General features: G+C 71.6%; 13 protein-coding genes. 9 read left to right on the top strand and 4 right to left on the bottom strand.

Going from position 1 to position 12,944, the window contains the following annotated elements; all coding sequences use genetic code 11:
- Positions 1 to 23: 23 nt before the first annotated feature.
- Positions 24 to 1,091 carry a LacI family DNA-binding transcriptional regulator gene (locus F3J18_RS18375; protein WP_025101783.1) on the top strand — a complete coding sequence of 356 codons (1,068 nt, stop codon included), beginning with the start codon at positions 24 to 26 and terminating at the stop codon, positions 1,089 to 1,091.
- 71 nt (positions 1,092 to 1,162) lie between these two features.
- Here the strand turns inward: F3J18_RS18375 and F3J18_RS18370 are convergent, their stop codons facing one another.
- Positions 1,163 to 2,125 carry a 2-hydroxyacid dehydrogenase gene (locus tag F3J18_RS18370; RefSeq protein ID WP_166913587.1) on the bottom strand — a complete coding sequence of 321 codons (963 nt, stop codon included), beginning with the start codon at positions 2,123 to 2,125 and terminating at the stop codon, positions 1,163 to 1,165.
- A 209-nt stretch (positions 2,126 to 2,334) separates the two neighbouring features.
- Between F3J18_RS18370 and F3J18_RS18365 the strand changes: the two genes are divergently transcribed.
- The 4 genes from F3J18_RS18365 (at position 2,335) to F3J18_RS18350 (ending at position 6,615) form a co-directional block, all read left to right on the top strand.
- Positions 2,335 to 3,747 (top strand): MFS transporter, encoded by a 1,413-nt coding sequence (locus tag F3J18_RS18365; RefSeq protein ID WP_025101785.1) that lies wholly within the window; start codon positions 2,335 to 2,337, stop codon positions 3,745 to 3,747.
- 64 nt (positions 3,748 to 3,811) lie between these two features.
- The gene (locus F3J18_RS18360; RefSeq protein WP_046582806.1) at positions 3,812 to 4,561 is read left to right on the top strand and encodes an SDR family oxidoreductase; all 750 of its coding nucleotides are present in this window, start codon (positions 3,812 to 3,814) and stop codon (positions 4,559 to 4,561) included.
- A gap of 52 nt (positions 4,562 to 4,613) precedes the next feature.
- Complete coding sequence (locus tag F3J18_RS18355) at positions 4,614 to 4,934, top strand: antibiotic biosynthesis monooxygenase (protein WP_025101787.1); 321 nt, start codon at positions 4,614 to 4,616, stop codon at positions 4,932 to 4,934.
- A gap of 142 nt (positions 4,935 to 5,076) precedes the next feature.
- Positions 5,077 to 6,615: an MFS transporter gene (locus tag F3J18_RS18350; protein ID WP_036053402.1), complete on the top strand. Its 1,539-nt coding sequence runs from the start codon at positions 5,077 to 5,079 to the stop codon at positions 6,613 to 6,615.
- Positions 6,616 to 6,807: 192 nt separating this feature from the next.
- Here F3J18_RS18350 and F3J18_RS18345 read toward each other — a convergent pair whose 3' ends face one another.
- The gene (locus tag F3J18_RS18345; protein WP_166913586.1) at positions 6,808 to 7,923 is read right to left on the bottom strand and encodes an asparaginase; all 1,116 of its coding nucleotides are present in this window, start codon (positions 7,921 to 7,923) and stop codon (positions 6,808 to 6,810) included.
- Positions 7,924 to 8,112: 189 nt separating this feature from the next.
- Between F3J18_RS18345 and F3J18_RS18340 the strand changes: the two genes are divergently transcribed.
- The 4 genes from F3J18_RS18340 to F3J18_RS18325 all read left to right on the top strand — a co-directional run bounded on the left by F3J18_RS18340 (position 8,113) and on the right by F3J18_RS18325 (position 11,725).
- Positions 8,113 to 9,117: a diacylglycerol kinase family protein gene (locus F3J18_RS18340; protein WP_166913585.1), complete on the top strand. Its 1,005-nt coding sequence runs from the start codon at positions 8,113 to 8,115 to the stop codon at positions 9,115 to 9,117.
- Positions 9,114 to 9,965 (top strand): metallophosphoesterase, encoded by an 852-nt coding sequence (locus F3J18_RS18335; RefSeq protein ID WP_166913584.1) that lies wholly within the window; start codon positions 9,114 to 9,116, stop codon positions 9,963 to 9,965. Before F3J18_RS18340 ends, F3J18_RS18335 begins: the two co-directional genes overlap by 4 nt.
- 80 nt (positions 9,966 to 10,045) lie before the next feature.
- Positions 10,046 to 10,732: a TetR/AcrR family transcriptional regulator gene (locus F3J18_RS18330; protein ID WP_166913583.1), complete on the top strand. Its 687-nt coding sequence runs from the start codon at positions 10,046 to 10,048 to the stop codon at positions 10,730 to 10,732.
- A 3-nt stretch (positions 10,733 to 10,735) separates the two neighbouring features.
- Positions 10,736 to 11,725, top strand: a complete 990-nt coding sequence (locus tag F3J18_RS18325) for an MDR family oxidoreductase (RefSeq protein ID WP_166913582.1) — start codon at positions 10,736 to 10,738, stop codon at positions 11,723 to 11,725.
- Here F3J18_RS18325 and F3J18_RS18320 read toward each other — a convergent pair.
- Both F3J18_RS18320 and F3J18_RS18315 read right to left on the bottom strand, forming a co-directional pair.
- On the bottom strand, positions 11,715 to 12,305 hold the full coding sequence (locus F3J18_RS18320) for a GNAT family N-acetyltransferase (RefSeq protein WP_240154834.1): 591 nt from the start codon (positions 12,303 to 12,305) through the stop codon (positions 11,715 to 11,717). The genes F3J18_RS18325 and F3J18_RS18320 overlap by 11 nt on opposite strands.
- 5 nt (positions 12,306 to 12,310) lie before the next feature.
- The coding region (locus F3J18_RS18315) for an anti-sigma factor (RefSeq protein WP_166913581.1) at positions 12,311 to 12,944 on the bottom strand (634 nt) is incomplete at its 5' end.

Below are 12,944 nucleotides of genomic sequence, written 5' to 3'. Positions count from 1 at the left end.
TCGCGCCGGGCGCGCCCGTGCGCATGGCCGACGTCGCGCGCCTGGCCGGCGTGTCGAAGATGTCGGTGTCGCGCGTGCTGACCGGCCAGCACGTCAGCGACGCGACGCGCGAGGCCGTGATGGACGCGGTGCGCAAGACCGGCTACGTGGCCGACGCGGTGGCGGGCGCGCTATCCTCGGGCCGCAACAACGTGATCGCTGTGATCGTGCCCTCGCTGTCGAGCTCGAACTTCGCCGACACGGTGCGCGGCATCAACGACGTGGTCGAGACGCGCAACCTGCGCCTGCTGCTGGCCAATACCGACTACATGGTGGAACGCGAGGAATCGCTGATCCGCTCGCTGCTGAGCCACCAGCCGCGCGGCATCGTGCTCACCGGCGGCCATCACACGAGCAAGGCGCGCGCCATGCTCAAGCAGGTGGGCATCCCGGTGATCGAGACCTGGGAGCTGCCGGGCAAGCCGATCGATCGCGTGGTGGGCTTCTCGAACGAGGACGCGGCGGGCGCGATGGTGCGCCATCTCTACGGGCGCGGCTATCGACGGATCGGCTTCGTCGGCGGTACCACGCACCTGGACCGGCGCGGCATCGCGCGGCGCAACGGCTATCTGGCGGCGGTCGAGGCGGCGGGCCAAGCGCCGCGCGAGATCACGCGCGAGGTCAAGCACGACGAATCCGGCACCGACATGGCGCACGGCAAGGCGATGGAAAACGCCAGCGCCGCGCTGAACCGGCTGCTGGCCGAATGGCCCGATACCGACGCGGTGATGTGCACCAGCGACATCCACGCCTTCGGCGTGATCATGGCCTGCCATCGGCTCGGGCTGAAGGTGCCGGACGATATCGCGGTGGCCGGCTTCGGCGACTTCGAGGTGGCGCGCCATTGTTATCCGACCATCACCACCGTCTCGGTCGACGCCTACGGGATCGGCCATTCCACCGGCCTGTCGATGCTGGCCGCGATCGACGGCTCGGAGCGGCCCAACGCCTCGCGCCGCGAGATCGCCTCGGCGCGCGCCGAGCGCACGCTGCACGAGGCGCCGCCGCTGATCCGGATTCCTTACGAGATCGTGGCGCGCGAAAGCGCTTGATGCCCGACCGCCGATAAAAAAACCGACGCGCCGCGTCGGTTTTCTTGTGCCGCGAAATCGCCGGCTCGCGCTCAGTTCGTCTTGCGCAGATGCGCGGTGAACTCGGTGACCAACGGCTGGCCGGCCAGGTAGGCCTCCAGGTTGGCGCGCAGCAGCTCGGCCATCGCCGCGCGCGTCTCGATCGTGGCGCTGGCGCGATGCGGCTGCAGCACCACATTGGGCAGCGCCAGCAGGCGCCGGTCGATTGCCGGCTCGTTCCAGAACACGTCGAGCGCGGCGCCGCGCAGCCGGCCGTCGGCGAGGTAGTCGATCAGCACCGGCTCATCGATGATGCTGCCGCGCGCGATATTGATCAGGAATCCGTTCGGCCCCAGCGCGTCGAACACCTCGCGGCCGATCGCGCCGCGCGGGATCTGGTCGGCCGCCGCGCACACCATCAGGTAGTCGGAATCGGCTGCCAGCGCCGCCGCGCTGTCGTGATAGGCATAGGGCACGTCGTCGAAACGGAAACGGTCGTGATAGCCGATGCGCATCTCGAAGGCCGCCGCGCGCCGTGCCACCGCGCGCCCCACCCGGCCCAGGCCGATGATGCCGAGCCGCTTGCCGTACATCCGCGAGGTCAGCGCGAAATGCTCGCGCCCCCACTCGCCGGCCCGCACCCGCGCATCGTTGCGGGAGATCTCGCGCGCCACCGACAGCATCAGCGCCAGGCCCATGTCGGCCACGTCCTCGGTCAGCACGTCGGGCGTATTCGTCACACGGATGCCCTTGGCCGCGGCATGCGCCAGATCGATCGCGTCGACCCCCACGCCGTACGAGACGATGATCTCCAGCCTCGGCAGCGCGTCGATCAGGGCCGCGTCGGCGCCCGACTCGCCATTGGTGGCCAGCACCCTCACGCGCGGCGCCAGCTCGGCCAGCAGCGCCGCGCGATCCGGCGCCTCGGCCAGCACATGCAGCGTGTAGCGCTCGGCCAGCACGATCATGTCGGCCTCGGGATATCGGGTAACAACCAATAACTCTTCCTTGGACATCCGCATCTCCTTCATGTTAGATTTTGCGTCGCTTGGTTACCGATAACCAAGTGTAGCCGAAGCCGCTCGTTCCAGGCCACAGGGTTTTGCCGGACCGATGCGAAAAGGTCTGTCGCCACGCAGTGGACGGACCGGTTTCGTCACTACCGGACGCGCGCCGCGGCATAGGCGGGCGACGACAAGAAAGCCGGAACATGGAGACAGCAGAGATGACGATCAACCGCGACGCGATCACGCCCGTGACGCCGTCCCCGGCCACCGCCACGCGGCCGGATTCCCCCGATGCGGCCGATATCACCGGTACCGCGCCGGTTTCCGCGCGCCAGTTGCGCCGCGCGATCCTGACCAGCGCGGTGGGCAGCGCGCTCGAGTATTACGATTTCGCGATCTTCGGCCTGGCCACCGCGCTGATCTTCAGCCGCGTGTTCTTCTCCTCGTTCGACGCGCACGCGGGCCTGCTGGCCAGCTTCGCGACCTACGGCGTGGGCTTCCTGGCGCGCCCGCTGGGCGGCCTGTTCTTCGGCTCGCTGGGCGACCGCAAGGGCCGCAAGTTCGTACTGCTGATGACGATCGCGATCATGGGCGTATCCACCACCCTGGTGGGCCTGCTGCCGGCCGGCCCGCTGGGCGCGGTGGGCCTGATCGTGCTGCGGCTGATCCAGGGTTTCGGCGCCGGCGCCGAGCAGGCCGGCGCCTCGACCCTGATGGCCGAGGTCGCGCCGCTGCCGCGCCGCGGCTATTTCGCGGCCCTGCCCTTCGTCGGCATCTTCGCCGGCTTCGGCATCGCCACCGCCACCTTCAGCCTGCTGCAGCACCTGATGGACAACGCCACCATCCTCGCCTGGGGCTGGCGCCTGCCGTTCCTGGCCAGCGTGATCCTGATCGCCGTGGCGGTGTGGATCCGCCTGCGCCTGCGCGAGAGCCCGGCCTTCGCCGCGCTGGAGAGCGGCCACCAGGTGGCGCGCTCGCCGATGCGCGCGGTGCTCCGGCAAGCCCGGCGCCCGGTCGCGGCGGCGGTGCTGATGCGCCTGGCCGAACAAGGCGGCTCGACCATCTACACCACCATCGTGATCGCCTTTCTGGGCGGCACGGTGGCCACCCGCCTGGGCCTGCCGGCCGCGCAACTGGCGCGCATCGGCACCTCCTGCGCGATGATCGCCACGCTCGCCAGCGTGATCACCACGCCGCTGTTCGGCGCGCTGTCGGACCGCTTCGGACGCAAGACGATCTATCGCGCCGGCGCGATCTTCATGCTGCTGTGGTCGGTGCCCTCGTGGTGGATGGTCAGCACCGGCGAGCCGGTGTGGGTGGCCGTCGCGATGTTCGGCGGCCTGGCGATCGGCGCCAACAGCATGCTCGGCGCGCAATGCGCGCACTTCGCCGAGCTGTTCGGCAACCGCTACCGTTATTCTGGCGTGGCGCTGTCGCGCGAGATCGGCGCGGTGCTCTCGGGCGGCCTCGCGCCGATCCTCGGCATCTACCTGATCGGCCTGGCGGGCGGCGCGTTCTGGGTGATGGGCCTCTACACCGCGGTGCTGTCGGCGCTGACCCTGGTGGGCGTGGCGATGTCGACCGAGACGCGCGGGCGCGACCTGACCGACCTCGACGACGCGATCCATTGAACGCATTCCGGCCGGCCCGCCCTCGCGCGCGGCCCGGCCGCCAACCTCAAGCAAGGAGTCACGGATGAATTCCAAGGTAGCCCTGGTCACCGGCGCCAGCTCGGGCATCGGCCGCAGCGTCGCGCTCGGCCTGCTGCAGGCCGGATATCGCGTCGCGCTGGCCGCGCGCAAGCTCGACGCGCTCGAGCAGGTGGCGGCCGAATCGGGCGCCGGCGAGCGCGCGCTGCCGATCAGTTGCGACGTGGGCGACGAGGCCGCCGTGCAGCGCCTGTTCGACACCATCGAATCGCACTGGGGGCGCCTGGACCTGCTGTTCAACAACGCCGGCGTGTTCACCCCGCAATGCTCGCTGGAGGACCTGGCGGTGGCGCAGTGGAAGCAGGCGGTCGACATCAACCTGACGGGCGCCTTCCTGTGCCTGCAGGGCGCGTTCCGCGTGATGAAGCGCCAGCAGCCGCGGGGCGGGCGCATCATCAACAACGGCTCGATCTCGGCGCACGCGCCGCGCCCGCAGGCGGCCGCCTACACGGCCACCAAGCACGCCATCACGGGGCTCACCAAGGCCGCCTCGCTGGACGGGCGCGCCTACGGGATCGCCTGCGGACAGATCGACATCGGCAACGTGGTCAGCGACATGAGCGAGCTGATGGCGCAGGGCACGCTGCAGGCCGACGGCTCGATGAAGGTGGAGCCGCGCATGAGCATGGACAACGTGGTGCGCGCGGTGCTCTACATGGACAGCCTGCCGCTCGACGCGAACGTGCTGTCGATGACGGTGATGGCCAGCCACATGCCCTTCGTGGGACGCGGCTGATGCGGCGGCCTTCGTCCCCCACCGCCACCGCCCGCCGACAGGAGCCGCCAACATGCTGACACGCTGCGCGTATTTCAGCGGCCGCATCAAGCCCGGCTGCGAGGCCCGCTTCTACGACCATGTCGAGAACCGGCTGGTGCCGCTCTGGACGCGCTTTCCCGGCGCGCACGACGTGCGCGTGCTGCGCCAGCAGCACAGCGACGTGGGCGAGCCGGCCTTCCCGCTGGTGATCACGATGCGTTTCGAGGACCAGGCCGCGATCGACGCGGCGCTGGCCTCACCCACCCGGCTGGAGAGCCAGGTCGAGTCGCGCGCGCTGATCGGCATGTTCGACGGCGTGGTGTTCCATACGGTGTTCGAGGAAACCATCTGAGACGGCGCTTTGCGGGCCCCGCCCGCAAAGCGGTTGCGCTGCGCGCGGGGCCTCGCTATCGTGACAGGCTTTGCCGCCACGCCCGCGCCCCGCCGTGAACGATTCCTCGCCCTCCCTGCCCTTCCGAGACGCGCTGCTGGCGATGCTCGGCATCGGCCTGGTCAACATGCTGGTCGCGCTCGACCAGACCGTGGTCAGCACCGCGCTGCCCTCGATCGTCGCCGACCTGCACGGCTTCGAGTACTACGCCTGGATCGCCAGCGCCTACCTGCTGGCCTCGGTGGTGACGGTGCCGATCTTCGGGCGGCTGGGCGACTATTTCGGGCGCAAGCGCTTCGTGGTGGCGGCGGTGATCGTCTTCACGCTGGCCTCGGTGCTGTGCGCCGCGGCCACCGACATGCGCATGCTGGCGGTGGCGCGCGCCCTGCAGGGGGTGGGCGGCGGCATGATGGTGGGCACCGCCTTCGCCTCGATCCCCGACCTGTTCCCCGATCCGCGCGAACGCGTGCGCTGGCAGGTGGTGATGGCGGCCACCTACGGCATCGGCACGGCCGCCGGGCCCTCGCTGGGCGGCTGGCTGAGCCAGCACTGGGGCTGGCGCTCGACCTTCCTGATCAACCTGCCGGTGGGGGCGCTGGCGCTCTACTACATCTGGCGGCACCTGCCGCATTTCGTGCGCCCGCGCGAGGGCAAGGTGCGCATCGACTACGCCGGCGCGCTGTTCGTCGGCCTGATGCTGGGCTGCCTGCAGTTCCTGATCGAGGCGCTGCCGGCGCGCGGCATCGGCACCGGCACGCTGACGCTGGCGGCAGTGGTGGTAGCGGCCTTCGTGGCCTTCCTGGCCTGCGAGCGGCGCGCCACCCACCCGATCGTGCCGCTCGACCTGTTTCGCGACGCGCAACTGGTCACGCTGTTCCTGCTCTCCACGCTGGCCGGCTTCGTGATGTTCTCGCTGATCTTCTTCGCGCCGCTGCTGCTGCAGGGCGGCTTCGGCCTCGAGCCCGAGGCGGCCGGCCTGCTGGCCACGCCGATCGCCGCCTGCATCGCCCTGGGCAGCCTGATCAACATCCGCATCGTGACGCGCCTGAAGCGGCCCACCCTGATCCTCTCGGTCGGCTTCGGCCTGCTGGCGGCCGCCTCGGCCTCGCTGTCGCTGACCGGGCCCGGCACCTCGCACTGGATCCTGGAAGTGGCGATGGCGGCGGTCGGCATTGGCCTGGGCTTCATCCTCAACAACCTCAACATCTTCGCGCAGGAGATCGCCGGGCGCGAACGCTTCGGCATCACCACCGCGCTGCTGCAGTCGACGCGCATGGTGGGCGGCATGCTCGGCACCAGCGTGCTGGCCACCATCGTCCAGCATCACTACGCCGGCGGCGTGGCCGAGTCGATCAGCGTGCTGGGCGCGAGCGTCTCGGCGCAATGGCTGCCGCAGCTGGCCGACCCGCGCGTGCTGGTCGACCCCGGCGTGGCCGGGACGCTGCTGGACCGCCTGCATGCGGCCGGGCTGGACGGCGCCGCGCTGCTGGAGGCGGCGCGCCGGGTGATGGTGCAGTCGATCCACATCGGCATCGCCCTGGCCGGCTGCGCGGCCGTGGCCGCCGCCTGGCTGGTGCGCCGCATCGCCCATATCCGCTTCAGCAAACCGCCCTCGGCGGCCAGCAGCGCGAGCGCGGAGTAAGGCGGCCCGGGCCGCCTGCTCGGGCTGCGGGGCGAGCTGCGGGGTGGACCGCGGGGCGGGCCCGACGGGCATCGATGCGGGCCGCGCGAGGCGCCTCGATGTCCGTTCGACACGCTCGGCGCGGCCGGTTCGAACGGGACCCGGCAGCGCCGAATTCGATAGCCGATGCCGCCCCGAGCCGCGCGGCGCGCCTCAAGGCGCGGCCGGCGCCGCCAGCTCGAACGGAAACTCGGCGTGGCCGAATTCGATGCCGCGCGTGTTGCGCATCGGCGGGCGATGAAAGGCGGCCAGCTGCGCGCGCTGCGCCGGCGTGCCGATGTCCAGGCGCGCCAGCACCTCGCAGACCACCATCGCCAGCACCCCGACATGGCCGTCCTCGATCTTGACGGCCAGCCCGATCGCGCCGGCAGCGCCCAGCCGACGGGTATCCTCGCCGGCGCGGATGCCGACGCCGTAGCAGGCATCGGCGCCGAGCTTGCCGACCAGCCGCCCCTCGAAGGCCGTCATCAGGCGCGTGCAGAAGCGCCCTTCCCCCGCCACCAATTCGGGATGACGCGTCATCGCGTGATAGAGGCGTGCCAACGCGGCCACGCGCGGCGTGCAGGCGGCGCTGGCGGCCCCGGCGGCGCCCGCGGCATCGACCCGGTCGGCCGCGTCGGCCAGCTTCATGTACAGACGCGCCAGCCGGTCCAGCGGGAACGCCGGCGTCGGCAGGTTGCAGCCGTCGATGCCCCATTCGACCGCCGCGTCGGGCAGGTCGCAAACCTCGGCCATCACCTGCTTGACGCGCTGCTGGATCGGATGCGCCTCGAGGTGGTAATCGGCCAGCGCCGCGCCGATCGCCCGCGCGCCGGCCAGCATCCCGGCGTGCTTGCCCGAGCAGTTGCTGCACACCGCGCTCGGCTCGATGCCGCGGCGGATCCAGTCGCGCCAGACCGCATCCGACAAGGGCGCGTGCGGCCCGCAGCGCAGGTCGTCCTCGCTTGCGCCGAGCCGGGCCAGCATCGCCCGCGCCCGCTCGACATGGCGCGCCTCGCTGCTGTGCGAGGCGCACATCAGGGCGAGATCGGCCGAATCGAAACCGAAGCGCTCCAGCGCGCCGGTCTCGACCACCGCCAGCGCCTGCGCCGGCTTGGCGGCCGAGCGCGCCAGCGTGAAGCGCGAGGCGTCGCCGAAGCCGGCCAGCAAGCGCCCCGTCTCGTCGACCACCGCGATATGCGCGCGATGCACGTTCTCCAGCGAGGGGCCGCGCCAGGTGGTGACGGCCACCGCGTCGCGGCTGGCCTGGGTCGTGTCGTGGGTCGTCATGCTGCGCGTCTCCTCCGCGGGTGTTCGTTGTCTGGGCTGCCGGCGTTCGGCGAGCGTAATCGCGCAGTGTAGCCAGCCGAAATCGACAGGGACAGAGCCCGCTGGAGATACCTCCGGGCCATCCCGATCTGCGCGCGCCGGCCGGACTGAAATAGAATCGTAAGCCTCCCCATCCACGAGGGCCGCCCGATGAGCTCGCCATCCGCCGCGCAATCCGCGCCTGCCGGCGCCGCACCCGAACCCGCTCCCGCGCCCGACGCGCCCTGCATCTTCGTGGTGAACGCCGGCTCGGGCCGCCGGCGCGAACTCGACACCCTGGCCGCCCAGCTCGACGCCGCGTTTTCCCGCGCGGGCCGCCGTTACGAACTGGTGACCGTCACCGAGCCGTCACGGCTGGAAGCCAGCGTGGCGGAGGCCGCCGAGCGCGCTCGCCACGGCGTGCTGGTCGGCGTGGGCGGCGACGGCACGCTGCGCACCGTGGCGCGCGCCGCCTACGACGCCGGCTGCGTGTTCGGCGTGCTGCCGCGCGGCACCTTCAACTACTTCAGCCGCGACCACGGCATCCCCGCCGACACCGAGCAGGCCATCGAACTGCTGCTGAGCGCGCGCGTGCATCCGGTGCAGGTCGGCTTCGTCAACGACGCGCTGTTCCTGGTCAATGCCAGCCTGGGCCTCTACCCGCGCCTGCTCGAGCAGCGCGAGGCCTACAAGCAGCAGTTCGGCCGCAGCCGGCTGGTCGCGCTCGGCTCGGCGATCGCCACCCTGCTGCGCCCGCATCGGCTGCTGCACCTGCATGTCGAGCACGAGGGCACCACCCGCGAGCTGCGCACCACCACGCTGTTCGTCGCCAACAACCGGCTGCAACTGGAACAGGTGGGCGCGGCCGAGGCGCCGCTGCTCGCGCAGGGCATGCTGGTGGCGATGGCGCCGCTCGCGCATGGCCGGCTCGCCCAGATCCTGCTGTCGCTGCGCGGCGCGTTCAGCCGGATGCGCGACGCCGACGACGTGATCGGCTTCGGCTTCGAGCGCTTCACGCTCACGCGCCGCTCGGCCCGGCGCCGGCCGCGCCCGGTGAAGGTGGCCACCGACGGCGAGATCCTGCGGCTGCAACTGCCGCTGGTGTTCCGCGTCGGCGAGCGTGCCTTGCGGCTGCTCAAGCCCGAGGCCGAGCAGGCCGAGCGCAATCGCCAATGAGCCGGCTGCTGCAGATTTCCGATCCGCATTTCGGCGCCGAACGGCAGGAAGCCGTCGATGCGCTGGTGCGCCTGGTCGAACAGACGCGGCCCGAGCTGGTGGTGATCTCGGGCGATCTCACGCAGCGCGCGCGACGGCATCAGTTCGAGGCGGCCCGTGCCTTCGTGGCGCGGCTCGGCGCGCAGCCGGTGCTGGCGATCCCCGGCAACCACGACCTGCCGCTGTTCGACCTGGTCGCGCGCTGGCGGCAGCCTTACGCGAACTACCGGCGCGCCTTCGGCGAGGAACTCGAGCCCGTGTTCGACGCGCCGGCGCTGCTGGCGATCGGCGTGAACACCACGCGCCCGGCGCGCCACACGGCCGGCGAGATCTCGGCCGAACAGGTGGCGCGCGTGGCGCGACGGCTCGCGCTGGCGAGCCCCGCGCAACTGCGCGTGGTGGTGGTGCACCAGCCGATCGTCGCGATCGGGCCCGCGAACCGGCATGACCGGTTGCATGGCGGCGAGATGGCCCTGCGCAGTTGGGCGGCGGCCGGCGCGGACCTGGTGCTGGGGGGGCACACGCATCGCGCCGGCGCCTGGCGGGTCACGCCGCGCGAGGACGAAGCGGGCCGCGACGGCGCCGTCGAGCGGCCGGTGTTCATGGTCCAGGGCGGCACGGCTGTGTCGCGCCGCCTGCGCGCCGGCACGCCGAATTCGGTCAACCTGATCGACTACGCGGGCGACGCCCTCGGCCCGCGCCGCGCCGCCGTCACGCGCTGCGACTACGACGACGAGAGCCGGTGTTTCATCGCGCAAGCCGAGCAGCATCTCGATCTCGCCCCCGCCACGCCCTTCCCGTTGGCCTGAAACGCCCCGATCCGCGCTGGTCGGCGGCGCCTTCAGATTTCCCTTTGAATTTTATAGACGATCGGTCTAAAATCCGCCGCATGTCCTCGATCCCCGCCAAACCGCGCCGCGGCCGCCCCCCGAAGAACCCCGCCGCGCATGCCGACACGCGCAGCGTGCTGCTGCGCGCCGGCATGGAATTGCTGACCGAGCAGGGTTTCGCAGCCACCGGCCTGGACGCCGTGCTCAAGCGCGTCGGCATCCCGAAGGGCTCCTTCTATCACTACTTCGAGAGCAAGGACGCCTTCGGACGCGAGCTGATGGACGCCTACGACCGCTACTTCATCGCCAAGCTCGATCGCTGGCTGCTCGACGACAGCCAGCCCGCGCTGGCGCGGCTCGCCGCCTTCGTCGAGGACGCCAAGGCCGGCATGGCGCGCCACGATTTCACGCGCGGCTGCCTGGTCGGCAATCTCGGCCTGGAGGCGGGCGCGCTGCCCGAAGGCTTCCGCGAACGGCTCTCGGCGATCTTCACGGGCTGGCAGGCGCGCGTCGCGAATTGCCTGCGCGAGGCCCAGCAAGAACGGACGCTCGCGGCCGACGCCGATCTCGAGCGCCTGGCGGCCTTCTTCTGGATCGGCTGGGAAGGCGCGGTGCTGCGCGCCCGGCTGCTGCGCGACGGCGCGCCGCTCGACACCTTCTTCGACGGCTTCCTCGCCGGCCTGCCTCGCGCGCGGCCGGCGACGGGCCGTGCCCGTCCGCCCGCGGACCGACTTCCCCCGGAGTGATGCATGACGTTCCACTGCCTCCTGATCGACCAGGACGAAAGCGGCAAGAGCCGCACGCGCCTCGACACGCTCGACGACAGCCGCCTGCCCGAAGGCAACGTGCTGGTCGAGGTCGAATACAGCACGCTGAACTACAAGGACGGCCTCGCGATCACGGGCAGGAGCCCCGTGGTGCGGCGCTTCCCGATGGTGCCGGGCATCGATTTCGCCGGCACCGTGGCGCAAAGCTCGCATCCCGCCTATCGCGCCGGCGACGCGGTGCTGCTCAACGGCTGGGGCGTGGGCGAGCAGCACTGGGGCGGCCTCGCGCAGCGCGCGCGCGTGAACGGCGACTGGCTGATCCCGCTGCCCGCGGGGCTCACGGCGCGGCAGGCGATGGCCGCCGGCACCGCCGGCTACACGGCGATGCTGTGCATCCTGGCGCTGGAGCGGCACGGGATCGACCCGTCGCGCGGCGAGGTGCTGGTGACGGGCGCGAGCGGCGGCGTGGGCAGTTTCGCGATCGCGCTGCTGGCGCGGCGCGGTTATCGCGTGGTCGCCTCGACCGGCAAGACCGGGGAAGCCGATTACCTGCGCGCGCTCGGCGCGGCCGAGGTGATCGATCGCGCGACGCTGTCCGAGCCCGGCAAGCCGCTGCAGAAGGAACGCTGGGCCGCGGCGGTGGATTCGGTGGGCGGCGTGACGCTGGCCAATGTCTGCGCCTCGCTGCGCGCCGACGGCGCGGTGGCTGCCTGCGGGTTGGCGCAGGACATGGCGCTGCCGGCCACGGTCGCGCCCTTCATCCTGCGCGGCGTGAGCCTGCTGGGCATCAACAGCGTGACGCGGCCGAAGGCCGAGCGCGAAGCCGCCTGGCGCGCGCTGGCCGATACGCTCGATCTCGCCCAGCTCGACACCATCACGCGCGAGATCGGCCTGGCCGAAGCCATCGAGGCCGGCGCGCAGCTGCTGGCCGGCAAGGTGCGCGGCCGGCTGGTGGTCGACGTCAATCGTTGAGGGGGGTGCCGGCGAGCGGGCCGGCAGGAAGGGGGCCGGCGGGAGCGGCGGCAACGGCGAGACGCATGCGCGCGTTGCGCAGGCTCACGCCGCGCACGCTGACGCATTGCTCCAGCTCCACCGCGAAGCCGAAGCGTTCGAAGAAGGCCCGCGCGCGCAGGCTGACGTCGGCGATGACGCAGTCGATGCCCTGCTCGCGCGCGATGCCGAGCAGGTGCCGCATCAGCGCGGCGCCGATGCCCTGCCCGGCCGCTTCGGCCGCCACGTAGAAATGATCGAGATAACCGCTGGGCTGCAGGTCGGCATAGGCCACCAGCCGGGCCTCGATCTCGACCGCCCAGGGATGGTTCGCGCCGACCCGCCGGCACCAGGCTTCACACCAGGCCGCGTCGGCCGCGAGCGGCGCCCAGGCGTCGATCTGCGCCGGCGTGTAGTCGCGCGAGGCCAGGCCGCGCACCGATGACTGGAAGATCGCCAGCAGCGCGGGTTCCTCGCCCGGCGCGACGCGACGGATCCGCATCGCGCCCGCCCCGGGCCCGCGCCGCTCGTTGGTTTCCTCCGCCCCGCGCGTGCCGCCCATCCCGCTCACTTGGCCGGCTGCGGCCCGCCATTGGCCGTCAACTGCTCATAGACCTCGTGCGACAGGTCGAGCAGCGCCTGGCGGTCCATCCCGCCCGAGACGGCATAGCCGAAACGGCCGTCGATCCAGTAGAACACGTTGACCGGGCCGCTCTGGTAGAGCTTGAAGGCCGTCACGTCCGAGCTCAGCTTGCGGTGCGAGATGTTCAGCGTGATCCGCTCGCCCAGCGCGTTGTGATACATGAACTGCGCGATCGGACCGTCGTCGCCGGGCAGCAGGCGCCCGCCCATCAGCTCGTAGCCGGCGCGGGTCAGCACCGGCGGGCGCACGTCGGTGCCGAGCCGGCTCGACAGCCACTGCACCAGTTCCTGCTCGCGATCGGCGCCCACCTCCACCGGCCGCGTGACCATCGGCGCATAGGTGACGTAGGCGATCGCCGATTGCCGCGCCAGCGCCTCGCCACTGTAGGAAGCGTGGATGATCGAGCCGCCGCCCTCGCCGCTGCCGTCGCCGCCCAGCACGCCGCGCCCGACCGGGCTCAGCACGCCGCCCGCGCCGATCCCGATGCCGAGCACCAGCGCCGCGGCCAAGCCGGCGAAACGCTTCCAGTTGGCGGCGGGACGCGCCGCGCCCGGCACC

The sequence above is a fragment of the Burkholderia sp. Ax-1720 genome (assembly GCF_011753035.1).
Lineage (GTDB): Bacteria > Pseudomonadota > Gammaproteobacteria > Burkholderiales > Burkholderiaceae > Burkholderia > Burkholderia gladioli.
Note: the sequence above shows the minus strand (reverse complement) of the source record. Positions and strands in the feature narration are given on the sequence as shown.

Coding starts and splice junctions, on each gene's coding strand:
- F3J18_RS18325 (WP_166913582.1), top strand. CDS start 10,736: ATGACGTTCCACTGCCTCCTGATCGACCAGGACGAAAGCGGCAAGAGC.
- F3J18_RS18330 (WP_166913583.1), top strand. CDS start 10,046: ATGTCCTCGATCCCCGCCAAACCGCGCCGCGGCCGCCCCCCGAAGAAC.
- F3J18_RS18355 (WP_025101787.1), top strand. CDS start 4,614: ATGCTGACACGCTGCGCGTATTTCAGCGGCCGCATCAAGCCCGGCTGC.
- F3J18_RS18320 (WP_240154834.1), bottom strand. CDS start 12,305: ATGGGCGGCACGCGCGGGGCGGAGGAAACCAACGAGCGGCGCGGGCCC.
- F3J18_RS18375 (WP_025101783.1), top strand. CDS start 24: ATGGCCGACGTCGCGCGCCTGGCCGGCGTGTCGAAGATGTCGGTGTCG.
- F3J18_RS18335 (WP_166913584.1), top strand. CDS start 9,114: ATGAGCCGGCTGCTGCAGATTTCCGATCCGCATTTCGGCGCCGAACGG.
- F3J18_RS18345 (WP_166913586.1), bottom strand. CDS start 7,923: ATGACGACCCACGACACGACCCAGGCCAGCCGCGACGCGGTGGCCGTC.
- F3J18_RS18360 (WP_046582806.1), top strand. CDS start 3,812: ATGAATTCCAAGGTAGCCCTGGTCACCGGCGCCAGCTCGGGCATCGGC.
- F3J18_RS18350 (WP_036053402.1), top strand. CDS start 5,077: ATGCTCGGCATCGGCCTGGTCAACATGCTGGTCGCGCTCGACCAGACC.
- F3J18_RS18365 (WP_025101785.1), top strand. CDS start 2,335: ATGACGATCAACCGCGACGCGATCACGCCCGTGACGCCGTCCCCGGCC.
- F3J18_RS18340 (WP_166913585.1), top strand. CDS start 8,113: ATGAGCTCGCCATCCGCCGCGCAATCCGCGCCTGCCGGCGCCGCACCC.
- F3J18_RS18370 (WP_166913587.1), bottom strand. CDS start 2,125: ATGTCCAAGGAAGAGTTATTGGTTGTTACCCGATATCCCGAGGCCGAC.